General features: G+C 71.2%; 21 protein-coding genes and 2 pseudogenes. 11 read left to right on the forward strand and 12 right to left on the reverse strand.

Annotated features, from left to right (window positions below; genetic code table 11):
- From kdpB to kdpF, 3 genes are read right to left on the reverse strand one after another with little or no spacing between them, the layout of a single operon-like run.
- The gene (kdpB, locus tag ELQ39_RS01515; protein WP_242590707.1) at positions 1-2,133 is read right to left on the reverse strand and encodes a potassium-transporting ATPase subunit KdpB; all 2,133 of its coding nucleotides are present in this window, start codon (positions 2,131-2,133) and stop codon (positions 1-3) included.
- Positions 2,133-3,794, reverse strand: a complete 1,662-nt coding sequence (gene kdpA, locus ELQ39_RS01520; protein ID WP_242590708.1) for a potassium-transporting ATPase subunit KdpA — start codon at positions 3,792-3,794, stop codon at positions 2,133-2,135. Before kdpA ends, kdpB begins: the two co-directional genes overlap by 1 nt.
- A gap of 8 nt (positions 3,795-3,802) precedes the next feature.
- Positions 3,803-3,892 (reverse strand): K(+)-transporting ATPase subunit F, encoded by a 90-nt coding sequence (gene kdpF, locus ELQ39_RS01525; RefSeq protein ID WP_190002237.1) that lies wholly within the window; start codon positions 3,890-3,892, stop codon positions 3,803-3,805.
- A gap of 373 nt (positions 3,893-4,265) precedes the next feature.
- On the opposite strand from kdpF, the gene ELQ39_RS01530 reads away from it, so the two are divergent.
- The gene (locus ELQ39_RS01530; protein ID WP_190002236.1) at positions 4,266-4,790 is read left to right on the forward strand and encodes a DUF488 domain-containing protein; all 525 of its coding nucleotides are present in this window, start codon (positions 4,266-4,268) and stop codon (positions 4,788-4,790) included.
- Between the two features lie 228 nt (positions 4,791-5,018).
- Here the strand turns inward: ELQ39_RS01530 and ELQ39_RS01535 are convergent, their stop codons facing one another.
- Positions 5,019-6,224 (reverse strand): MFS transporter, encoded by a 1,206-nt coding sequence (locus ELQ39_RS01535; RefSeq protein WP_242590709.1) that lies wholly within the window; start codon positions 6,222-6,224, stop codon positions 5,019-5,021.
- Between the two features lie 90 nt (positions 6,225-6,314).
- On the opposite strand from ELQ39_RS01535, the gene ELQ39_RS01540 reads away from it, so the two are divergent.
- A complete protein-coding gene (locus ELQ39_RS01540; RefSeq protein ID WP_225643447.1) occupies positions 6,315-7,076 on the forward strand; it encodes a DeoR/GlpR family DNA-binding transcription regulator in 762 nt (253 codons plus the stop codon).
- 335 nt (positions 7,077-7,411) lie between these two features.
- Here the strand turns inward: ELQ39_RS01540 and ELQ39_RS01545 are convergent, their stop codons facing one another.
- The 4 genes from ELQ39_RS01545 to ELQ39_RS01560 all read right to left on the reverse strand — a co-directional run bounded on the left by ELQ39_RS01545 (position 7,412) and on the right by ELQ39_RS01560 (position 10,137).
- Positions 7,412-8,173, reverse strand: coding sequence for an isocitrate lyase/PEP mutase family protein (locus ELQ39_RS01545; protein ID WP_242590710.1), 762 nt, complete (start codon positions 8,171-8,173; stop codon positions 7,412-7,414).
- A gap of 317 nt (positions 8,174-8,490) precedes the next feature.
- The gene (locus ELQ39_RS01550; RefSeq protein ID WP_242590711.1) at positions 8,491-9,141 is read right to left on the reverse strand and encodes a DUF305 domain-containing protein; all 651 of its coding nucleotides are present in this window, start codon (positions 9,139-9,141) and stop codon (positions 8,491-8,493) included.
- Positions 9,142-9,238: 97 nt separating this feature from the next.
- Positions 9,239-9,640, reverse strand: a complete 402-nt coding sequence (locus ELQ39_RS01555) for a DUF6153 family protein (protein ID WP_242590712.1) — start codon at positions 9,638-9,640, stop codon at positions 9,239-9,241.
- Positions 9,641-9,738: 98 nt separating this feature from the next.
- Complete coding sequence (locus ELQ39_RS01560) at positions 9,739-10,137, reverse strand: DUF6223 family protein (protein WP_242590713.1); 399 nt, start codon at positions 10,135-10,137, stop codon at positions 9,739-9,741.
- A 241-nt stretch (positions 10,138-10,378) separates the two neighbouring features.
- Here ELQ39_RS01560 and ELQ39_RS01565 point away from each other — a divergent pair, with 241 nt between their 5' ends.
- Both ELQ39_RS01565 and ELQ39_RS01570 read left to right on the forward strand, forming a co-directional pair.
- Positions 10,379-11,506 carry a sensor histidine kinase gene (locus ELQ39_RS01565; protein ID WP_242590714.1) on the forward strand — a complete coding sequence of 376 codons (1,128 nt, stop codon included), beginning with the start codon at positions 10,379-10,381 and terminating at the stop codon, positions 11,504-11,506.
- Entirely contained in the window at positions 11,503-12,168 is a 666-nt protein-coding gene (locus ELQ39_RS01570; RefSeq protein ID WP_242590715.1) for a response regulator, read from the forward strand. The genes ELQ39_RS01565 and ELQ39_RS01570 overlap by 4 nt, the downstream gene beginning before the upstream one ends.
- Before the next feature lie 43 nt (positions 12,169-12,211).
- Here the strand turns inward: ELQ39_RS01570 and abc-f are convergent.
- Positions 12,212-13,810, reverse strand: a pseudogene (gene abc-f / locus ELQ39_RS01575) (ribosomal protection-like ABC-F family protein); the annotation flags it as partial.
- Positions 13,811-13,930: 120 nt separating this feature from the next.
- Between abc-f and ELQ39_RS01580 the strand changes: the two are divergent.
- A complete protein-coding gene (locus ELQ39_RS01580) occupies positions 13,931-14,602 on the forward strand; it encodes a TetR/AcrR family transcriptional regulator (protein WP_242590717.1) in 672 nt (223 codons plus the stop codon).
- A gap of 49 nt (positions 14,603-14,651) precedes the next feature.
- Positions 14,652-14,840, forward strand: a pseudogene (locus ELQ39_RS01585) (ArsR/SmtB family transcription factor); the annotation flags it as partial.
- A gap of 4 nt (positions 14,841-14,844) precedes the next feature.
- Here ELQ39_RS01585 and ELQ39_RS01590 read toward each other — a convergent pair.
- Positions 14,845-15,147 (reverse strand): hypothetical protein, encoded by a 303-nt coding sequence (locus ELQ39_RS01590; protein ID WP_242590718.1) that lies wholly within the window; start codon positions 15,145-15,147, stop codon positions 14,845-14,847.
- Positions 15,148-15,647: 500 nt separating this feature from the next.
- On the opposite strand from ELQ39_RS01590, the gene ELQ39_RS01595 reads away from it, so the two are divergent.
- A complete protein-coding gene (locus tag ELQ39_RS01595) occupies positions 15,648-16,505 on the forward strand; it encodes an SDR family NAD(P)-dependent oxidoreductase (RefSeq protein WP_190002225.1) in 858 nt (285 codons plus the stop codon).
- A gap of 24 nt (positions 16,506-16,529) precedes the next feature.
- Here ELQ39_RS01595 and ELQ39_RS01600 read toward each other — a convergent pair whose 3' ends face one another.
- Complete coding sequence (locus ELQ39_RS01600; RefSeq protein ID WP_242590719.1) at positions 16,530-17,138, reverse strand: HD domain-containing protein; 609 nt, start codon at positions 17,136-17,138, stop codon at positions 16,530-16,532.
- 182 nt (positions 17,139-17,320) lie between these two features.
- On the opposite strand from ELQ39_RS01600, the gene ELQ39_RS01605 reads away from it, so the two are divergent.
- The 4 genes from ELQ39_RS01605 (at position 17,321) to ELQ39_RS01620 (ending at position 21,150) form a co-directional block, all read left to right on the forward strand.
- Positions 17,321-17,881 (forward strand): GNAT family N-acetyltransferase, encoded by a 561-nt coding sequence (locus ELQ39_RS01605; RefSeq protein WP_225627698.1) that lies wholly within the window; start codon positions 17,321-17,323, stop codon positions 17,879-17,881.
- A gap of 64 nt (positions 17,882-17,945) precedes the next feature.
- Positions 17,946-19,463, forward strand: a complete 1,518-nt coding sequence (locus ELQ39_RS01610; RefSeq protein WP_190002222.1) for a DUF4246 domain-containing protein — start codon at positions 17,946-17,948, stop codon at positions 19,461-19,463.
- Between the two features lie 139 nt (positions 19,464-19,602).
- A complete protein-coding gene (locus ELQ39_RS01615) occupies positions 19,603-20,472 on the forward strand; it encodes an AraC family transcriptional regulator (protein WP_225627702.1) in 870 nt (289 codons plus the stop codon).
- 84 nt (positions 20,473-20,556) lie between these two features.
- A complete protein-coding gene (locus ELQ39_RS01620; protein ID WP_242590720.1) occupies positions 20,557-21,150 on the forward strand; it encodes a dienelactone hydrolase family protein in 594 nt (197 codons plus the stop codon).
- 4 nt (positions 21,151-21,154) lie between these two features.
- Here ELQ39_RS01620 and ELQ39_RS01625 read toward each other — a convergent pair whose 3' ends face one another.
- The gene (locus tag ELQ39_RS01625) at positions 21,155-22,159 is read right to left on the reverse strand and encodes an SDR family NAD(P)-dependent oxidoreductase (RefSeq protein ID WP_242590721.1); all 1,005 of its coding nucleotides are present in this window, start codon (positions 22,157-22,159) and stop codon (positions 21,155-21,157) included.
- Between the last annotated feature and the right edge of the window lie 75 nt (positions 22,160-22,234).

Genomic DNA, 22,234 nt, shown 5'->3' on the forward strand with positions numbered 1-22,234 from the left:
TCAGCCGATTCCGGGGATGAGGGAGACGAGCAGGTCAACGATCTTGATGCCGACGAACGGCGCGACCAGACCACCGAGGCCGTAGACGGCGAGGTTGCGGCGCAGCAGCGTGTCGGCGCTGCCCGGCCGGTACCGCACGCCCTTGAGGGCCAGCGGGACGAGCGCGATGATGATCAGGGCGTTGAAGATCACCGCGGAGAGGATCGCCGAGTTCGGCGACGACAGGCCCATGATGTTGAGCTTGTCCAGGCCCGGGTGGACGGCCGCGAACAACGCCGGAATGATCGCGAAGTACTTCGCGACGTCGTTGGCGACGGAGAACGTCGTCAGCGCACCGCGCGTGATCAGCAGCTGCTTGCCGATCTCGACGATGTCGATGAGTTTGGTCGGGTCGGAGTCGAGGTCGACCATGTTGCCGGCCTCCTTGGCGGCCGACGTACCGGTGTTCATGGCGACGCCGACGTCCGCCTGGGCGAGGGCCGGCGCGTCGTTCGTACCGTCCCCGGTCATCGCGACCAGCTTGCCGCCCGCCTGTTCCCGTTCGATCAGCGCCATCTTGTCCTCGGGAGTCGCCTCCGCGAGGAAGTCGTCGACGCCCGCCTCCTCGGCGATCGCCCGGGCGGTCACCGGGTTGTCGCCGGTGATCATGACGGTCTTGATGCCCATGCGGCGCAGCTCCGCGAACCGCTCCCGCATGCCGTGCTTGACGACGTCCTTGAGGTGGACGACGCCCAGGACGCGGGCGCCGTCGGTGTCCTCGACTGCGACCAGCAGCGGGGTGCCGCCGGCCGCCGAAATGCGGTGGGCGGACGTGGTGGCGTCCTCGGCGGCCCGGCCGCCGCGTTCCTCGACCCAGGCGATGACCGCACCGGCCGCGCCCTTGCGGATGCTGCGGCCGTCGAGGTCCACACCCGACATGCGGGTCTGTGCGCTGAACGCGATCCACCGGGCGCCCGCCGCCTCGCCCTGGTGCCGTTCGCGCAGCCCGTACTTCTCCTTGGCGAGCACGACGACCGAGCGGCCCTCGGGCGTCTCGTCGGCCAGCGACGACAGCTGCGCGGCGTCGGCGACCTCGGCCTCGGTCGTTCCGCGCACCGGCACGAACTCGGACGCCTGCCGGTTGCCGAGGGTGATGGTGCCGGTCTTGTCGAGCAGCAGTGTGGAGACGTCACCGGCCGCCTCGACCGCACGGCCCGACATCGCTAGGACGTTGCGCTGCACCAGACGGTCCATGCCCGCGATGCCGATCGCGGAGAGGAGCGCTCCGATGGTGGTGGGGATCAGACAGACCAGCAGGGCCACCAGCACGACCATGCTCGGTTCGGAGCCCGCGTAGTCGGCGAACGGCGGCAGGGTCGCCACCGCCAGCAGGAAGGCGACCGTCAGCGAGGCGAGCAGGATGTTCAGGGCGGTCTCGTTGGGCGTCTTCTGCCGGGCCGCCCCCTCCACCAGGCCGATCATCCGGTCGATGAAGGTCTCCCCCGGCTTCGTCGTGATCCTGACGACGATCCGGTCGGACAGCACCTTCGTGCCTCCGGTGACAGCGCTGCGGTCACCGCCGGACTCGCGGGTGACGGGCGCCGACTCACCGGTGATCGCCGACTCGTCCACACTGGCGACCCCCTCCACGACGTCGCCGTCGCCGGGTATCACGTCGCCGGTCTCGCAGACGACCAGGTCGCCGATCCTCAGCCGGGTGCCGGGCACGCGCTCCTCGGACCTGCCGTCTTCGCCGAGGCGACGCGCCACGGTGCCGGTCCTGGCGTTGCGCAAGGTGTCGGCCTGTGCCTTGCCGCGGCCCTCGGCGACCGCCTCCGCCAGATTCGCGAAGATCACGGTCAGCCACAGCCAGGCGCTGATCGTCCAGCCGAACCAGTCGCCCGGGTCGATGAAGGAGAAGACCGTCGTCAGGACGGAGCCCACGAGGACCACGAACATCACGGGAGACTTGGCCATCACCCGCGGATCGAGCTTGCGCAACGCGTCCGGCAGCGACTTCCGCAGCTGCCCCGGGGCGAACCGGCCCGCGCCGGTGCGGCCTTCACGGGCCTTCTGGCTCCTCGGTGCACCAGGGTGGGGCGCCGCAGTGGGAGTGGACATGGAGTCCTCTGATGTCTGAGTGCGGACGGTCATCACGCCAGCCCTTCGGCCAGGGGGCCCAGCGCGAGGGCGGGGAAGTACGTGAGACCGGTGATGATCAGGGTGGCACCCACCAGCAGCCCGGCGAACAGCGGCTTTCCGGTCCGCAGCGTGCCCGCGGTGAAGGGCACCGGCGTCTGCCGGGCCAGCGAGCCGGCCAGCGCGAGGACGAAGACCATAGGCAGGAAGCGGCCGAGCAGCATCGCGATGCCGAGGGTGGTGTTGAACCACTGGGTGTCCGCGTTCAGGCCGGCGAAGGCCGAACCGTTGTTGTTCGAGGCCGACGTGTAGGCGTACAGGATCTCGGAGAATCCGTGCGCCCCGCTGTTGGTCATCGAGTGGCTAGGGGTGGGCAGGGCCATGGCCGCGGCGGTGAGGACCAGGACGAGCGCCGGGGTGACCAGGATGTACAGGGCCGCCTGCTTGATCTCGCGGGTGCCGATCTTCTTGCCCAGGTACTCGGGGGTTCGGCCGACCATCAGGCCGGCGATGAACACCGCGACGACCGCCATGATCAGCATGCCGTAGAGGCCGGAGCCCACACCGCCGGGCGCGATCTCGCCCAGCATCATGCCGAGCATGGTGATGCCGCCGCCCAGGCCGGTGAAGGAGGAGTGGAAGGAGTTCACCGCGCCGGTGGACGTGAGCGTGGTCGACACCGCGAAGAGGGACGACCCGGCGATCCCGAACCGGACCTCCTTGCCTTCCATCGCCCCGTTCGCCAGCTCGAAGGCCGGGCCATGGTGCGAGAACTCGGACCACATCATCAGGGAGACGAAGCCCAGCCAGATCGTGCCCATCGCGGCGAGGATCGCGTATCCCTGCTTCACCGAGCCCGCCATGACGCCGAAGGCGCGGGTCAGGGAGAACGGGATGACCAGGATCAGGAAGATCTCGAACAGGTTGGAGAACGGGGTGGGGTTCTCGAAGGGGTGGGCGGAGTTGGCGTTGAAGTAGCCGCCGCCGTTGGTGCCGAGTTCCTTGATGGCCTCCTGCGAGGCGACCGCACCTCCGTTCCACTCCTGCGAGCCGCCCATGAACTGGCCGACCTCATGGATGCCGGAGAAGTTCTGGACGACGCCGCAGGCGACCAGCACGATCGCGGCGACGAACGCCAGCGGCACCAGGATGCGCACGACACCACGCACCAGGTCGGCCCAGAAGTTGCCCAGCTCACCGGAGCGCGACCGTGCGAAACCGCGCACCAGCGCCACCGCGACGGCCATGCCGACGGCCGCGGAGACGAAGTTCTGCACGGCGAGACCGGCGGTCTGCACGACGTGGCCCATGGCCTGCTCGCCGTAGTACGACTGCCAGTTCGTGTTCGTCACGAAGGACACGGCCGTGTTGAACGCCTGGTCCGGATCGATCGAGGCGAAACCGAGCGAACCGGGCAGGACGCCTTGGACCCGCTGGAGGGCGTAGAGGAAGAGGACGCCGGCCAGGGAGAAGACGAGAACACCGCGCAGATACGCGGGCCAGCGCATCTCCGTGTCCGGGTCGGCACCGATGCCCTTGTAGATCCACCTCTCGACGCGCAGGTGCCGCTTCGAGGAGTAGACCCCTGCCATGTAGGTGCCGAGGGGGATGTGGACGAGCGCCAGCGCGCTTGTGACGGCGAGCAGTTGGAGCACGCCGGCGGTTACGGGACCCATGCTGTGGCTCAGAACCTCTCCGGGAAGAGCAGAGCGACTACGAGATAGCCCAGCAGGGCGACGGCCACGACGAGGCCGACGACGTTCTCGGCGGTCACAGCTTCGTCACCCCCTTGGCGATGAAGGCCACCAGCGCGAAACCCGCGAGCGCGGTGACGACGAAGGCCAGATCGGCCATCGCGCACACTCCTGAAGTCGGTCGAACGGAACGGACAAGGAGAGGAAAGCGCCTCGGTGGCCGGATCGCGGCATGCGTTGACGGCTCCCTGACGGCAACACCGGGCATCTTGACGCCCCGCATACGCCGCCTGTCCCTGGCCGCGAGCAACGGGCCGACGTGCAGGTGAGACGCCTCACAGCAGCCGGAGCCGACACCGACAGACCAGCGTGTCCGTCTCCCTGAGGCGCCCCGGCCGGCAAGCACACTGGAGAAGAGCCATGTGAGCCCTGACAGCGTGACACGGAGAGGTGATGGCAAACCGCGTGTACACCATCGGGCATTCGACCCGTACCTTCGACGAGGTGCTGTCCATGCTGCGGCACAACGCGATCACCGACCTGGTGGATGTCCGTTCCTATCCGGCGTCACGCACATTTCCCCAGTGGAATCAGGACGCGATCATCGAGAACCTCCCCCCGGCCATCCGGTACCGGTGGATCCGGGAGCTGGGCGGCAGGCGGCACACGCCCAAGGGCGTCGAGAGCGTCAACAAGGCGTGGCGGGTGAAGGCGTTCCGTGACTATGCCGATCACATGACGAGCAGCGAGTTCGCGAAAGGGCTGGACGAACTGCTCGACCTCGCGGCGCACGGCCGGCCGGTGATCATGTGCAGTGAGGCGGTGCCGTGGCGTTGTCACCGCAGACTGATCACCGACGCGCTGATCGTCGCCGGTGTGGACGTCGAGCACATCATGTCCGCCACAGTGACAAAACCGGCGTCCTTGAACGAGATGGCGAACGTCCGGAACGGCCGCATCACCTATCCCGCCCCCTGAGGTGCGTGACACGAGTCCGGGATCAGCCGTGGAGACCGTGTCCGCGCACGGCGTCCGGCCGCGAAAGGCGGCGGCGGGCGCCGCAGGACCGGTGCGGCCGGCACCACCCGTGCCGAGTGGCGGAGCCCGGGTGGTGAGGAGTGCGGGGAACCCGGCGGTGTCGTTCACGACCGGGTGACCGCGACAGGAGCTTGTGCGGCACGGGGTCAGGCCGTGCCGCACAAGCGGTCATCGGCCGACGCCTGCCGTCTCGCTCCGTGGCACGGCGTCGGAGTTCGTGCGCAGGACCCCGGCGCCCACGGCGGTGGTCACGCACAGCAGGGTCAGCAGGACGAAGGTGTGGTTGAGGGCGACGACATGGGTCAGCCAGCCGATGACGGCGGGGCCGGCGAGCATGCCGACGTACCCGAGCCCGGCGACGCGGGAGACGTTCGCGCCGGCTGCCTTCGGGTCGGCGTGCCCGGCCGCGCTGAACAACTGCGGGACCGTACCGGACAGCCCCAGGCCGAACAGCGCCCATCCGGCGAACGCGGCCCACATCCACGGCCCGAGGGCCACGAGCGTGATCCCGACGGCTGCCGTGATCGCGCCGTGGCGCAGGACCGCCATGGAACCGAACCGGGTGACGACACGGTCGGCCAGGAGACGGCCGATGGTCATGGCCGCCGCGAAGGTGCCGTAGGCGAAGGCGGCGGTACTGGTGGACGCGCCGAGAACATCCCTCAGATGCAGGGCGCTCCAGTCGTTGGCCGCGCCCTCGCACAGCATGACCATCAGCGCCAGGACGGCGAGCAGCCAGACGCGTCCTCCCGAACCGCGTCCCCCGACGGCTGGTGACGGTGTCTTTTCTTCGGAGCCGGTCTCCTCGGTCGCGGGGGCGGCCGGCATCAGGGCGCGCACCGAGACCAGGGCGATCACGATGCTCGCGGCTCCGATCGCGGCCATGGTGACGACCGGGCTCGCGCCGGCGCTCGTTGCCCCCGCCGCGACGAGCGCGGCGAGGACTCCGCCGACGGAGAACGTGGCGTGGAAGCCCGACATGACGGGCCTGCCGTACGCCTTCTCCACGTGCACGGCGTGGGCGTTCATGCTCACGTCCAGGCCGCCGTTGCAGGCGCCGAAGACCAGCAGGGCGCCCGCCAGCGTCCACGGATCGCGGGCAAGGCCCGGCAGCACCAGGGATACGCCGCACAGCACGGCGGTGGCGGGGACCACGACGCGCGTGCCGAGACGGTCGGTCAGAGGACCGGCCACCTGCATCCCGGCGAAGGCGCCGAGCCCGAGCAGTACGAGCAGGCCGCCCAGCGTGGCGTGGCTGACGCCGACCCGCTCCTCGACGGCCGGGATGTGCACGACCCAGGCGCCCATCAGGGTGCCGCACAACACGAAATAGACATACGTCGCCACACGGGCGCCGAGAAGCGAGCGTTCCATGCCGCCCACCGTAACGAACAAATGAGATGTTCGGTAGCGGGAATATCGAACATCTTGAGTGTTCATTGCCGGGTGGTGTTCAATTCCGGCATGAGCAACGCAGACCGGCAGGGGTTGATCACGAAGGTCGTCAGGGACTCCGGTGGTGCCACGGTTCAGCAGCTCGCTGAGCTGACCGGAGCCTCGGAGATGACCATCCGGCGCGACCTCGACACCCTGGCCGCCCAGGGGGTCCTCGAACGCGTCCGGGGCGGAGCACGGAGCCTGCTGCTCAGGGGCGAGGAACCCCCGTTCGCGCTGCGCGCCCACGAGGCGGTCGACACCAAGCGCCGGATCGCCGCCAAGGTCTCCGCCCTCATCGCCGACGGCGAGAGCGTTCTGCTGGACAGCGGCACGACCTGTCTGGAGGTCGCCCGCCTCCTGCGCGAGCGGCCCGTCACGGTGATGCCGCTGTCCCTCCAGGCCATCCAGTTGTTCGGGGCGGCGCCCGGCCCGGCCACCCTGGTGGTGCCCGGCGGTCAGCCCCGCGCCGCCGAAGGGGCCCTCACCGGCCCCCTCACCCTCGCCTCCTTGGCCGCCCTGCGTTTCGACACCGCCGTCATCGGCTGCTGCGGTCTGAGCGCGACCGACGGCCTGACCGCCTACGACCTCGACGACGCCGCGGTGAAGAAGGCGGGCATCGCCTCCGCCCGCCGCACCCTCGTCGCCTCGGACGGCAGCAAACTGGGCCGCACCGCCTTCGCCCACGTCGGCCCCTCGACCCTCCTGCACACCCTCGTCACCGATGACACCGCACCCGCCGACGAGGTGGCGGCTCTCGTGGACGCGGGCACCATCGTCACCACCGCCTGACCTCGCACGCCTGCCTCGTTCTTCAGCGCACGGCACAGACGTCCGCACAGCCGGCGCCCGGGGCAACCGCTGGAGGTCGCCCCGGGCGCGACCGTCGCCGTGATCGGAGCGGCGGGAGCGGTCGGCTGCGGGTACGCGGCGCGGCCGGCCAGGACGGCGGGTCGGCGGTGATCGCGGACCCGGCCGAACGTGACCGTCACCTCGTCGCAGCTCCGAGGCGGACCCACATGACGCGACGGGTCGATCGACACGGCGCGGTTCACCGGAGCCGCCGACGCCGCCGTACGAGACGGGGCCGTGACGCGAGCCTGCGGTGTCGGGGTGCGGTCAGCTTCTCAGGAGGTCCACGCCTTCAGCATGTCCTTCATCGTGTCCGTCAGGGCGAACTGCAGCAGCGGACCATAGGTGATCCGGCCTACGCCAAGGCGGCGGAAACGGTCGAGGTCGTGTCGGACGGGGTGGGCCGTGGAGTTCACGGGGACGGTGACCGCGCCGGTCACCGCCGTGAGCAGGTCGTCGTCGTCCTGGATGCCCACCGGGTAGACGCTGTCGGCGCCGGCCTCCACCAGGGCGCGCAGTCGCTCGATCGCCTCGTCGCGGACGGCGGAAGCGTCTTCCGCGTGCATGAAGAGGTCGGTGCGCCCGTTCACCCAGACCGGGACGCCCGCGTCGTCGGCGGCTGCGCGCAGGCCGGCGACGTAGTTCGCGTGCTCCTCCGTGGAGCGTACGCGGCCGCCCTCCGAGTGGACGGTGTCCTCGATGTTGAGACCGACGCCGCCGGCCTCGACGAGCCCGGCGACAAGGTCGGCGGGCTTCTGCCCGTATCCGGCCTCCAGGTCGACGGACACCGGCACGTCGACCGCCGCGATGATCGGCCTGACGGCGGCGAGCACCTCCTCGAAGGTCTGTCCCTCGTTGTCGCCGGCTCCTCGGGAATCGGCGAGGGGATGGCTGCCGATCGTGAGCGCCGGGAACCCGACGGCGACGGCTGTCCGTGCGGACCAGACGTCCCAGACGGTCGGCAGCACGAGCGGCTTGTGCTGGGCGTGCAGTTGCTTGAGGCGCTGAGCGCGCTCGACTGTGATGTTGGAGGCCATGCCTGGGACGTTACCCCGGCGGCGCCGCGGACAACTCCTCGACGGGCGTTGCTCGGTGACAGGACGCTGAGTCCTGGTCCCGGGCGGGCCGGGGCGGGCCGGGGCGGGCCGGGGCGGGCCGGGGCGGGCCGGCGGCCGCACGGTGCCGGTCACCTGGAACCGGCCCGGACTGTTGCCGGATGTCAGGTGCGGCTGACGCGGGCCACCTGCTCGTGCTGACGGCGGCGCACTGTCCCGGCGGCCGGTGTGGTCACTGGTCACAGCCGCAAGGGCGGGCACCTCACGGTGCCCGCCCCCGCCCGCTCGGACGCCGGGCGTCACCTCCTGCCGAGCAGTTTCTTCATCTGCTCGATCTCCGCGCTCTGTGAGGCGATGATGTCCGCGGCCATCTTCCGGGCCTGGGCGTGGACACCGTCGGACTGTTCGGTCCGCGCCATCTCGACCGCGCCCTCGTGGTGCTTGATCATCATCTCCATGAAGGCGGTGTCGAACGCCTTGCCCGAGGCGTTGCCGAGCGCCGTCATGTCCTCGGCGCTCATCATGCCGTCCATGCCCTCCATGGAGCCGTGCATGGAGTGGTCCATGGCGTCCTCGGCGGGCACCGTCCCGCCCCAGGAGGTCAGCCAGCCCGACAGCTTCTCGATCTCCGGGGCCTGCGCCTTCCTGATCTCGGCGGCGAGCTTCTTGACCTCGGCCGACCGGGCCCTGCCGGGCGCGAGGTCGGCCATCTCCACGGCCTGGCGGTGGTGGGGGATCATCCCCTTGGCGAAGGTCACGTCGGCGGCGTTGTGCTGCCCCTGGGAGGCAGGCGCCGAGGCGACGGCGGACGCGGAGTCGGTGGCCTGGTGGCCGCCGTGTCCGGCCGATCCGGTGTCGTCGCTGCCACCGCAGGCGGCCAGGGCGACTGCGGCCACCGCGGAGGCGGCGACCACGGCGGTACGGCGGACGAGGGAACGCTTGCGGTTCATGTGGTGCAACTCCTTCGCGCACGCCTGTCGGGGCGTGCGGTGGTACGGATGTGGGAGCGTGCGAGAGCGCGGCACCAGGGGTGCCGGGCGGGCCGCTCTATATCCGGAGAAGCTGCAGCTCGGACAGGTCGGGCGGGGCCCGTCCGTCATGGGGCGAGCCAGTGGCCGCCGAGGTGAGGGACGGCGTGGCGGGCGCGTCGAGCACCGTGCCGGTCGGCGCCGGCGGCGTGTAGGCCGTAGCCGTGCCGACGGCAGCGCAGGTGCCGTCGGCGTGGTCGAGGTGGCCCGGCAGTCCGTCCGTATGGGCGCATCCCCCGTCCGCGTGCGGCACTCCGTCCGCCACCGGTGTGATGTCGTGGACGGCCGCGGTACGCTGCGGCGCCGGCATCCCGCCCGGGGCCAGGCCGTGCATGGCCAGGACACCGGCCAGCACCGCCAGGACCAGCAGCACGAGCGGCCGCCCGGCCGGGCGGCTGCTGGAACGGCTGCTCGCAGTCACGGGCCCATGGTAGGGGGAAGGGTCCGACGGGTGGGTGCGGTGCCCGCCGGACGGCTCACCCGCAGGTGTCATGTGGCCGAGCCGCCCGGAGCGGTGACTCACGCCCCCGGGGGTGCCTCTCCCGCGGGCGGTCGTCCACCGGGCGGGGTGGTCCGGGCGGCGGAGCGGGTCAGCGCCCGGCGGCCGAGGAGTACGGCGCCCAGTCCCAGCGGGACGGCCACGACGGCGCCGACGAGGCCGTTGCCCGTACCGGGACCGCCGTCGGCGGTGGCCAGGTGCAGCACCGCGAGAACCGTCCCGACCGCTCCCATCACGACGGCCGCCGTCCCGCCGGTGCGCGGGTGGCCGGGGCTGAACCGGCGGCCGGCGCGGCTCGTGGCCGGCCAGGCGAGGGCCAGTCCGAGCGCACCGGCCGCCAGCGCCAGATTGGCCCCTGTCCTCCCGTCACCGATGATCCCGCCCTCGGCGGCCGCCATCAGTGCTCCTGGAGCGCTCATGTCGCTCCCCTCCTTCTTCCTCCGTCATCGCCGTTTCCGGCGTCCGGTTGTCTGCGCGTCAGGATGCGTGCCGGCCCTCCGGCCCGTCGTCCAGCAGATGCGGGTATTCGCAGGTGCCGCCGGGGCCGTACCGGGATACCGCGGCGGCGGCAGTCGGCGGTCGGCTACCGCACACGCGGTAGCCGACCGCTCCTCCACGAGCGGGATTCGCCGGCGGCCGCGTCCGGCTACGGTGCCCCCCATGGACAAAGGACGGTTCGCTGTCCCGGCCGGAGTCACCGTCTGGCCGACAGCCGTGGGCGTGACGGCACTGATGCTGGGCACCGGCCTGTCCGGGCCCCACCCGTCCGGAGGGCGCGAGCTGCTCGGCTGCGTGCTGCTGGTGGCCGGCGGGCTGGCGACGGCCGCGTTCCGGCGGGCGCCGCTCGGCGTTCTGGCCGTCACCGGCGTGTGCGCGGTGGGGTACCTGGCAGCCGGGTTCGACGCGCTCGCCGTCTCCTACCTGGTCGCGGTGTACGGCGCGGTACGGGCCGGGCACCGCAAGGTCACGCTGACTGTCTCCGTGAGTCTGGTGGCCGTGCTCCACCTCACGGCGCCGGCCTTCCATGACGGCACTGTGGGCGAGGCCATGGCGCGGGCCCGGAACACCCTCGAGCTCGCCTGGATGATCGCCGCGTTCGCCGCCGGGGAAGCGGTACGGCAGGCCGAACGGCGGGCGGACGAGGCCGAACGCACCCGTGAGGAGACCGCGCGCCGCCGGGCCGACGAGGAACGGCTGCGCATCGCTCGGGAACTGCACGACTCACTCACCCATCAGATCTCGGTCGTCAAGGTGCAGTCCGAGGTCGCCGTCCACCTGGCCCGGCGACGCGGGGAGCCGGTGTCGGAGGCCTTGCTCGCGATCCAGGAGGCCGGCCGGGAGGCGAGCCGGGAGCTACGAGCGACACTCGAGGCGCTGCGTGACGACGGCACCGCCCCGCCGCACGGGCTCGACCACGTCCCCGGCCTGGTGGAACGGTTCCGGGGAACCGGTCTGAGGACGACTCTGACGATCACGGGGCAGCCGCACTCCCTACCGGCCGCGGTGAGCCGCACCGCCTACCGGATCGTTCAGGAGTCGCTGACCAACGTCACCCGGCACGCCAACGCCACCACCGCCTCCGTGCTCCTCGACTACCGGCCGGACGCACTCGCCGTCCGCGTCGACGACAACGGAGAAACCGGCGCGCAGTCGGCGCCGACACCGGGACACGGGCTGACCGGCATGCGCGAACGCGTCGCGGCGCTGGGCGGCCGCCTGCGCGCCGGGCCGCGCAGTACCGGCGGCTTCACCGTCCAGGCCGAACTCCCCACGAACGGAGCCTCGTGATCCGCGTCCTGCTCGTCGACGACCAGCCTCTCATCCGCAGCGGCTTCCGCGCGCTGCTCGACCTCGAGGACGACATCGAGGTGGTGGCCGAGGCCGCCGACGGCGGGGAGTGCCTGGCCCTCGTCAAGGAACACCTGCCTGACGTCGCCCTCGTCGACATCCAGATGCCCGTCATGGACGGCATCGAAGCGACCCGGCGCATCGCCGCCGACCCGGACCTGACAGGCGTGCACGTCGTCATGCTGACCAACTACGGCATGGACGAGTACGTCCTCGACGCCCTGCGCGCCGGCGCCGCGGGTTTCCTGGTCAAGGACATCCTGCCGGAGGACTTCCTGCACTCCGTACGCGTCGCCGCCCGCGGTGACGCGCTGCTCGCCCCCGCCGTCACCCGCACGCTCATCGACCGGTACGTGACCCAGCCGCCGCCCGCCCTCACCGGCGGCCGGCTGGAGGAGCTGACCGACCGGGAACGCGAGACGGTCGCCCTGGCCGCACACGGTCTGTCCAACGACGAGATCGCCCGCCGCCTGGTCATCAGCCCGGCCACCGCGAAGACGCACATCAATCGGGCGATGGCCAAGCTTCATGCCCGCGACCGGGCCCAACTCGTGGTGTTCGCCTACGAGTCGGGCCTGGTGACTCCGCGCGGCGGCGCGTAGACCTCGGACCACGCCCGCCTTCCGCCTGGTGAAGGCGGGGCGGCAGGGGCAGACGGGTGCCTGTCCACCCGGAGCGCAGGCGGCGGTCGTGGGAGACCAGGAGGATCGTGCCCGGGTAGTCGGTGAGGGCCTGTTCGAGGTCTTCGACGAGGGCTGGGGAGAGATGGTTGGTGGGCTCGTCCAGCAGGAGGACGTCGCTGGGGCGGCTCAGCAGGCGAGCCAGGGCCAGGCGCTGACGCTGGCCCGTGGACAGGTCGGTGACCGGGGTGGTCAGGCGGTCGGCGGTGAACAGGCCCAGCGCCAGGAGGGTTTCGGTGTGGTCGTCCGGGTGGCCGGGCAGGCCGCGGGCGAAAGCCTGGAGGACCGTCTCCCCCGGTCTTCCGGGGGCGGGTTCCTGCGGGAGGTGTCCGATCCGGCCGCGGCGGGTGATCTGGCCGGTGTCGGGGGCGAGTCGGCCGGCCAGGACGGTGAGCAGGGTGCTCTTGCCGGTGCCGTTCGGGCCCGTGATCAGCAGGCGCTCCCCCGCTTTGACGGTGAGGTCGGTGGCGGCGAGGCGGCCGGTGACGGCGACCCCCGTCGCTTCCAGGACCGTGCCTCGCAGGCGGCCGCCGTTGGGCGGGGTGAGCGTGAAACTCAAGGGCTCCGGCGGCTTCGGGACCGGGGTGGCGAGCAGGCGGCGTAGGCGTTCTTCGGCGTTGCGGACGCGGCCGGCGACCGATTGCTGGACACGGCCGGCGGCGCGGTCGTAGGCCATCTTGTTGCCGTCCTTCATCGCCCGCCCCGGGGCGACCCGGCGGGCGGTGACCGCGGCCGCTTCGCGCTGAGCGGCCACTTCCGTTTCCCAGCGGGCGTACTCCAGCTCCCAACGGCGGCGGGCGACCGCCTTTTCGGCTAGGTAGCCGGTGTAACCGTTGCCGTAGCGGGTGACCGTGCGGCGGTCCCCGTCCACTTCCAGAAGGGTGGTGGCGACGCGGTCGAGGAAGGTGCGGTCGTGGGAGACGGCGACGGTGGTGCCGGGACGGGTGCGCAGGTGGTCCTCGAGCCAGGTCAGGGCCTGGTCGTCGAGGTGGTTGGTCGGCTCGTCCAGGAGCAGCACCTCCGGGGACGCGGCGAGGAGGGCGGCGAGGCGGAGGCGGACCTGTTCGCCGCCGGAGAGGTCGCCGACGGCGCGGTCGCGGGGCAGGTGGGCCAGGCCCAGGCCGTGCAGTGCGCGCTCCACGCGGGCGTCTGCCTCGTAGCCGCCGCGGAGTTCGAACGCGGTCAGCAGGTCACCGTACTCGGCCAGAACCTGGGCGTTGTTCCCTTCGTGGCCGGCCATCACGGTTTCGAGGTGGCGCATGCGTGCCTGCATCGCGCGCAGGTCGCTCAGTGCGTCGTCCACCGCCTGCTGGACGGTGTGATGGGCGGGCAGGCTGCCGTCCTGGGCGAGATAACCGATGCCTCCGTCGGCATGGACGGTGAGGGTGCCGCTGTCGGGCTGTTCCGCGCCGGCGAGGAGGCGGAGCAGGGTGGTTTTGCCGGAGCCGTTCTCTCCGACGATGCCCGTGCGTTCACCTGTGGTGAGGGTGCAGGTGACGGCGTCGAGGACGAGTCGGCCGTTGTACGACTTCGTGACGGAGCGGGCGGTGATCTGCGTGGGCACGCGAGTTCTCCTGGACGTTCGGGTGACGGGCGGCCGTGGGAGGCCGAAGGGCCGGGTGAACGTCCTGGAGGAGCATCTTTCACATCCCTACTGCGACAACAGTTGCGTTAGGATCGTGTCATGACGGCAGGGGGCGCGGCAAGCGCGATGTCCGGGAGGGCTGCTGTGGTGCGGCGGCCGGGTGGGCGCAGTGCGCGGATCCGTGCGCAGGTGCTGGAGGCTGTGCGGGAGCTGCTGGTGGAGCAGGGCTTCGATGCGCTGAGCGTGGACGCGGTGGCCGAGCGGGCTGCCGTGCACCGGACCACCGTGTACCGGCGCTGGAGGGATGTGGGGGGTCTGCTGGCCGACGTCCTCGACGCCGCCGGCGCTGACGGCTGGCAGCCGCCCGACACCGGCACCCTCGAGGGTGACCTGGCTGCCGTGAACGGTGAGGTGGAGGCCGGACTCACCGGTGAGCCGGTGACCGCGGCGCTGATCGCCGCTTCGTTCCGCTCGCCGCAGGCGGCCGAGGCGTTGCAGCGGTTCTGGGACGAGCGGTATGCGCGGTGCGCTGTCGTGGTGGAGCGGGCGGTGGCGCGGGGTGAGGTCCCTGAAGGGACGCGTGCGCGGAGGGTGGTCGTCGCCGCGACGGCGCCGGTCTACCAGCAGATCCTGTTGCTGCGGGGCGGGGCCGATCCGCTTCTCGCCCGGCAGGCGGCGGCCGGTGTGGCCCTGGCGGCGTCGCGTGGCCTGTTCGTCGACGAACGGCCGGGACGGAGGACGGAGGGTGGGCTCAGCTCGTTCGCACGATGACGGGTCCAGGCGGTCGTCGCCGAGACCCGCTACGCCACGCTGGGGTGAATCGCACGAGGGCGGCGAGGCGTGAGTGTGCGACATCTCCGACGTCGGCGTCTCCCGGCCGGCCGTCTCGCACCACCTGAAGAAGCTCAAGGAGGCTGGGCTGCTCATCTCCGAGCGGCGCGGGACCTGGCGCCCGTTCGACCGACGCCCGGCCGGCGACCGACATGGTCGGCCGTCGCGTGACGCGTGAACGCTCAGGCAGCAGCGTGGCCACCGGCGTTCGACACCGTGGACGCAGTGGCATGGCGCCGCGCCCGCTCGGCGGTCGCCGGCACTCCGAGGCGGCGGAGGGCGACGCTCACCGTGACGAACAGCGCGGCGAAGACGGCCAGGAGCGCGACGCAGACCGTCAGCTGGCGGCTCCCGGCAGCCTGCCAGCCGGTCAACGCGGCGGACCCCGCCCACAGCACCATCGCCGCGGCGTAGAAGGAACGGATGCGACGGAGCTGGCGCACAGCCCGCTTCAGCTGACTACGTTCACTCATCTTCGGTGCCATGCGCCCCCATGTACCCCCGAATCCCGTTGTCCATCACGGGGAAACAAGGTTTCGGACCACAGTCCGGGAGCATGGCGCGGACGACCTCGTCGGAGAACGGCAGGTCGGACAGGCACGTGGTATCAACGCGATCCGACCGGCCCGGTCGCGTCGGAAGATCGATTGCGGGGTCGCCGCGACCAGCGGCGATCGTCGGTGTGCCGGCGACCGGTGAGGCCGGGCGTCGAGCACCTTTGCGGAAACCGCTGCCGGCGGCCGGGCGAAGGTTCCACGGGCACGCCGGGGCTGCGAGGGGAGCGCAGGCCGCGCAGGAGCCCGTGAACGCCGGCAGGCCGCCACCGTCGTGCGGGAAGGTCGTGGTGCGAGCCCGGGGAAGGTGTGGTGAGGTGGGGCCAAGTCGCCCGTGCGAGCCGGATGCGGCATGTCGTCCGCAGGGGCTTTCGAGGGTGCGGTGCGCCCAGGTGCCTCCGGCCGTCTCTCCCCTCCGGAGGGAGTACATCATGTCCCCCACCACGTGGTTCATCACCGGCGCGTCCAGCGGTCTCGGCCACGCGTTGGCCGCGCACGTGCTGGAGCAGGGCCATCGGGTCGTCGCGACGGCGCCGGTGGTCGCACCCATGGCCGGCTTGGCGGACAGCCACCCTCGTGAGTGCCTGGTCCTTCAGCTCGACGTCACGGACGGTCGCCGGTGCGTCGAGGCCGTGCGGGAGGCCGAGGAGTGGTCCGGTGGCATCGACGTCCTGGTCAACAACGCGGGTGTCGACATTGTCGGAGCCATCGAGGAGCAGCACGAATCCGATTACCGCGCGGTCTTCGAGGTCAACTTCTTCGGTGCCGTGGCACTCACCCGGGCCGTGTTGCCCGCGATGCGCGCGCGTCGCAGCGGGGCCGTCGTCAACATCTCCTCGATGGACGGGCTGGCGAGTCTTCCGGGGAACGGCTTCCACTCCGCGAGCAAGTTCGCCCTGGAGGGTTTCACCGAGGCCCTGTGGCAGGAGATCGAGCCCTTGGGACTGCGGGCGCTCCTCATTCTGCCGGGCTCCTTCCGCACCGGGATCGAGACCCGCACGCGCGCTTCCGGGGCGCCCATCGGGGATTACGCGGTCACCGCCGGAGCCTTCCGGGCCATCATGAACAAGGCGACTCCCGACATGTTTCCGGGAGATCCGGCGAGGGCGGCGGCAGTGATCTTCGAAGAGGCCCTGTCCCCCACGCCGCGGCACCGGGTGGTCCTGGGCAGTGACGCCCAGCGCAGGATCGGCGTCAAACTGGACCAGTTGCGCGCCGAGTACGAGGCCGGGAAAGACGTGGCCCTCAGCACCGACTTCCCGGGCAGCGGCGAGTACGCGGTGCTGTGACCGGCGTCGCGAGCGGGCCGGTTCTCAGAACGAGGGGTTCGCGCCTGCGGTCCTGTCGGGATCTGCCAGGTGGGCCGCGAGCAGGACGCCGGGCCAGCTGGAGGGCGGCGCCTTCTCGGGGTTGCGCAGAGCCTGTGCCACGACCGCGTCACCGAGTGCGGTTTCGATGTCCAGACGCGGGAGGCGCTCCAGCGCCTCGGTCAGCTCGGCCCGGCCCTCGGTGCCGATGAGGTCGGTCCTGCCGAAGTCCGCCAGCACCGCCAGTCTGACGAGCCGCGGCAGGGTGCCCATGCGTTCCGCGATGCCCGGGGAGGTGTGCAGGGCCACGGCCTCCCAGACCTGCTGCCCGAGGTCCTCGGGCCAGCCGTGCTCCGACAGGAAGGCGCGCGCCGCGTCCGCGCCTTCCACCTCGAAGCGCTGGGCCCCGTCGTGAGGCGCCGCCGTCCCCGAGTCGTGGAACAGGCAGGCCACGGCCAGGGCTTCCCTCTGCTTCCCCTTCAGGCCCTGCTGCCGGGCGAGGTGATCCGCCAGCAGCCAGACGCGCACACTGTGGTTGAGGATCGCCGGATGCAGGATCTCGCGCACGTAGGCGTAGGCGAGACCGCCTGTCTCTCCTCCGAAGGTGACGTCCATACCGTGCCCTTCCCCGACGCGTGCCGTCTGCCACGAACAACGGCTGACCGGTGACCCGAGCCGCGTGGCCTCGGCCTCATCCTCCCGCAGCTCGTCGGCGTACGCTGCTCGAGGCGCCGCCCCCCGAGGGCCCCGCGTAAACCGCTGGTCGGCGTCGAGCGGGACGCGGCAGGATGATCCACATGAGTCCGCCCACGCCAGAACTGCACACCGACCGCCTGAGGCTCCGTCCGTTCACCGACGACGACGCCGCCCCGCTCTACGCCCTGCACAGCGACCCTCGGGTGCTGCGCTACTGGGACTCCCCTCCGTGGACCGACCCGGCGCGCGCGCAGCGCTTCCTCGCGACGTGCCGCAGGATCGAGGAGGAGGGCACGGGAGCGCGGCTGGCCGTCGAGCGGAGCAGCGACGGCGCCTTCATCGGCTGGTGCGGGCTCGTCGAATGGAACCCGGACTTCCGTAGCGCGGTGCTGTGTTACGTCTTCGACCGTGAGGTCTGGGGCCACGGGTATGCCACGGAGACCGTGCGCGGCCTCCTGCGGTGGGGGTTCGACACCCTTGATCTCAACCGCGTCCGGGCCGACGTGGACACACGGAACGGGGCGTCGGCGCGGGTGCTGGAGAAGCTCGGCTTCGTCCGCGAGGGCACTCTCCGCGAGGACTGCGTCGTCGACGGCGACGTCTCCGACTCCTGGGTCTACGGCCTGCTCCGGCGGGAGTGGCGCCCGGTGGAGGGTGGCTAGGGCCACTGTCAGTCCGCTGCCGTAGTGTTCCCGGCGCTCGTACCGACTGGGAGGGTCAAGAGAATTGACTGGGCTGACCGCTTTTCCGTTGCCGTTCATGGCAAGCCGTTCCTCGACGTCCGCCACGCCTCGGACGCTGCGGGAGATCGAGATGATGCAATGCAGCGCGCAACTGCGGGCCAAGCCGCGGTGGTTCGAGAAGATGCGCGATGCCGGCATCGTCGCGCGGTGGGCCGAGGAGGCGGTCGCACAGGGGCTGACCGAGGCGCAGGTGCGGTACGTGCTCGACGAGCTCGCGCACTACGCGGCGCTGCGGGACGGGCGGACCGGCGCCGAGGTGTCGGCCGTGGACGGGGTGTGGCAGTCCGACACGCTCGTCGACGACGAGCTCCGGACGCGGCTGCGGGACGCGGTGCGGGTGCTGGAGGAAGTGCCCGAGGAGGAGCGGGACTGGCATCCCGGGTCCGACGGCCAGGTGCTCGACCTCGTGCATCCCTCGCTGTTCTGTCTCGTGCGGGGTGTGAGCGGGGCTCCGGAACGGGCCTGGGAGAACCCGACGGACCACTATTCGCGGTACGAGTTCTCGGAGAAGTTCCAGTGGCTGCCCACGGACGTCGACGTGGACGCCGACGGCCGGGCGAGCTTCCGCTCGTACGTGAACAACGTGCACCCCGAGAAGCACCGTGACCTCGTCGCCGTGCTGCCGGAGCTGTTCGCCCGCATGCTGCCGCTGTGGGAGAACGTTCTCACCGATCTGCGTCACCCGCGTCCGCTGCGCATATCCGTCGACCCCTACGGGTGGTACGAGTCCGACGAGTACGAGGTCCCGGAACCGGAGGAGGACGACTTCGAGGACGAGGAGGCGTACGAGAAGGCCTACGAAGCGTGGGAGCAGGCGGAGGAGGAGTGGTACGACAACCGCCGGCCCGTCCTTCCCGACGCCCCGGCGTTCACGCCGCCCCAGGTGCCCGAGGGCTCCGAGCGCGTGAGCCTGCGCGGGCGCAGGCTGCAGGTGATCGTCAAGCTCGCCACCATCCACCTCACCCCGGACAAGCCCGAGTACGCGGGCGGATCCTGGCACGTCGAGGGCATGCTCAACGAGCGGATCGTCTCGACCGGCCTGTACTACTGGGACAGCGAGAACATCACGGAGAGCCGGCTCGGTTTCCGGACGGCGCTCGACGATCCCGAGTACGCGCAGAACGACCACACCGGTATGCGGGAGGTGTACGGCCTGGAGGACGAAGGCGCCCTCAACCAGCTGCTCGGCTCGACGGCCACTCCGGAGGGGCGCTGCCTGGCCTTCCCGAACGTCCTGCAGCACCGGGTCAGCCCGTTCCGCCTCCAGGACCCCACCCGTCCGGGGCACCGGAAGATCGTCGCGTTCTTCCTCGTCGACCCGTCGCACACGATCGTCTCCACGTCCGACGTGCCGCCGCAGCAGCCGTGGGCCGAGACGTCGACCATGACGCTCGAGCAGGCCAAGGCCTACCGCGAGGAGCTGATGAAGGAACGGAAGTTCTTCGTCGACGAGCACAACGAGCAGATGTACGAGCGGGAGTTCTCGCTCTGCGAGCACTGAGTCCCCGCCTCAGGCGGTCCGGGGATTCGCTGTGACGCGGGAACGACCTGAGCCCGGTCGCGCGTGATCGGATCGGTTCGCAGCGATCGGGCCTGGTCAGGGGGGGTCGCTGCCAGGGTTGGAGGCGAAAGGAGGCCTCATGATCTCGGCACTCAACCAGCTCGTCGATCTCGTCGAGGAGCACCTCACCGAGGAGCTCGACCTCGACGGGCTGGCCGCGGGGCTCGGGACCACCGAGTACCACCTGCGCCGGATGTTCTCGTCGCTGGCGGGCATGCCGCTGTCGGAGTACGTGCGGAGGCGGCGGATGACCGTCGCCGCCGGTGACGTCGTCCGGGGCGAGGAGGACCTGCTGGAGATCGCCGTCCGGCACGGGTACGGCTCTCGGGAGGCGTTCGGGCGTGCGTTCCGGGCGGTTCACGGTGCCGGTCCCGCGGAGGTGCGCCGCGACGGAGGCCCCTTGCGTACACAACCGCAGCTCAGGTTCCGCCTGACCGTCGAAGGGAGTACCCCCATGGACACCCGCCTCGTCGACCGCCCCGCGTTCCGCCTGGTCGGCCACTCCACCCGGGTTCCGCTCATCCACCACGGGATCAACCCGCACATCCAGCAGCACATCGCCGCCATCCCTCCGGAGGAGCACCGGCGCCTGAAGGCACTCGGCGACGCCGAGCCGGCCGGTCTTCTCCAGGTCACCGACGACGCCGACCCGGACGGGCGGGAGGGCACCGAGCTGACCTACCTGCACGGGGTCGCCGTCGCCGGTGGCACACCGGTGCCGGACGGGCTGGACGTCATCGAGGTGCCGGCGGGCATGTGGGCGGTGTTCCGCACCAGCGGGCCGCACCCCGAGGCCCTGCAGACAGCCTGGGCGGCGACCGCGACCCAGTGGTTCCCGTCCAACCCGTGGCGGCTGCGGCCGGGACCGTCGATCGTCTCGGTCATCGAGCGGGCCGACGACTTCAGCACCGCGACCTGCGAGCTGTGGCTGCCCGTCGAGTCCTCGTGAAGTTCCAGGGAACTCCATAATGTTCGACTGTTTTCGATTACTCTGAGCGCTCGTAGCATCCACGGCAGAGGCGAGGAGCCCGGCATGGCAGAGGTCGTACTGTTCCACCACGTACAGGGTCTGACCTCCGGGGTGGTCGCCTTCGCCGACGAACTCCGTGCCGCGGGCCACACCGTCCACACACCCGACCTGTTCGACGGGCGCACCTTCGACTCGCTGGAGGAGGGGACGGCGTACGTGCGGCAGGTCGGGTTCGGGGAAGTCACCGCGCGTGGTGTGCGGGCGGCGGACGCCCTTCCCCGCGATGTCGTCCACGCCGGCTTCTCGCTCGGTGTGGTACCCGCGCAGGAGCTGGCGCAGACGCGGGCCGGGGCGCGGGGCGCGCTGCTGATGCACGCCTGCATCCCGGTGTCCGAGTTCGGTGCGGCCTGGCCGGCGGGCGTGCCGGTGCAGGTGCACGCGATGAAGGACGATGCCTTCTTCGCGGAGGACGCCGAGGCCGCCCGTGCACTGGTCGCGGGGTCCCTCGACGCCGAGTTGTTCCTGTATTCCGGCGAGCAGCATCTGTTCGCGGACTCCTCGCTGCCCTCCTACGACCCGGACGCGGCCATGCTCCTCACACGGCGGGCGGTCGAGTTCCTCGACGTGCTCGACGGCGACGGCAGGGACCCCCGCTGAGCGGTCAGGGAGTGCGGAGCGCCTCGGTCGCGTACTCCCAGAGGCGGTCCGCCGCTCCCGGATCGACGGCGTGGGCGGCGACGCCACCCGTCGGGTTCTCCTCGTCCGTGACGATCCCCGCCTCCTGGTTGTCCTCGAAGTAGCGGCCCGTCACCCCCTCCAGGAGGGGTGAGGCGGCCAGCAGCACCGAGGTGGCGGCACCCTGGGCGGGCGTCTTGTAGTACGGCAGCGGCGTCACGTTGCCGTCGTCGTCCATCACGCCGAACGCGCGCATCGTGTCGTCGTCCAGGTGCCGCTGCAGATTGGTGAGGACGTAGCCGGGGTTCAGCGCGTTGGCCGTGACTCCGTCGGCGGCCCAGCGGCGGGCGCCGACCACGAGCAGGACGTCGGCGGATTTCGACTGCCCGTACGCGGCCCAGGGGTCGTACGGGCGGTGCTCGAAGTGGGGGTCGTCGAAGTCGACGGGCGCGCTCAGATGGGCGCCCGAGCTGACGACCACGATGCGAGCGGAGCCGGCTGCCCGCAGGGACGGGTGCAGCCCGGTGGCCAGGGCGAAGTGGCCCAGGTAGTTGGTGGCGAGCTGCATCTCCCAGCCGCGGGGGGTGAGGGTGCGCTCGGGCAGGGCCATGATTCCGGCGTTGGCGACCAGGATGTCGAGCGGGCCGTGCCAGTCGCGTACGAAGGCGTCGACCGAGGTGAGGTCGGCGAGGTCGAGGGGCGCGGTGTGCACGGGACCGGCACCGTCGGCGGCGGCCAGCTCGCGCACGAGCCGCTCGGCGGCCTCCGGACGGCGTGTGGCGACGGTGACCTCGGCGCCGGCCTCGGCCAGTGCCCGTACGGTCTCGGCGCCGAGGCCCGAGGCGCCGCCCGTGACCACGGCGCGGCGGCCGGTGAGGTCCACGCCTTCGATCACCTCGCGTGCGTCGGTGCGGGCGGTGAAGGGGGTGGCCAGGAGGGGGTGACCGGGTGTGTTCAGCGGGTCCCGGAAGGCCGGTGTGTGCGTTGTCATGCTTCGACGCTACGGCGGGCGGGCTGGACGGGCTATGGTCGATCGTCCCGCACCCTTTAGCCGTCGTCCGACCCG

The sequence above is a fragment of the Streptomyces sp. GB4-14 genome (assembly GCF_022696125.1).
In the GTDB taxonomy this organism is placed as follows: Bacteria; Actinomycetota; Actinomycetes; order Streptomycetales; family Streptomycetaceae; genus Streptomyces; species Streptomyces werraensis.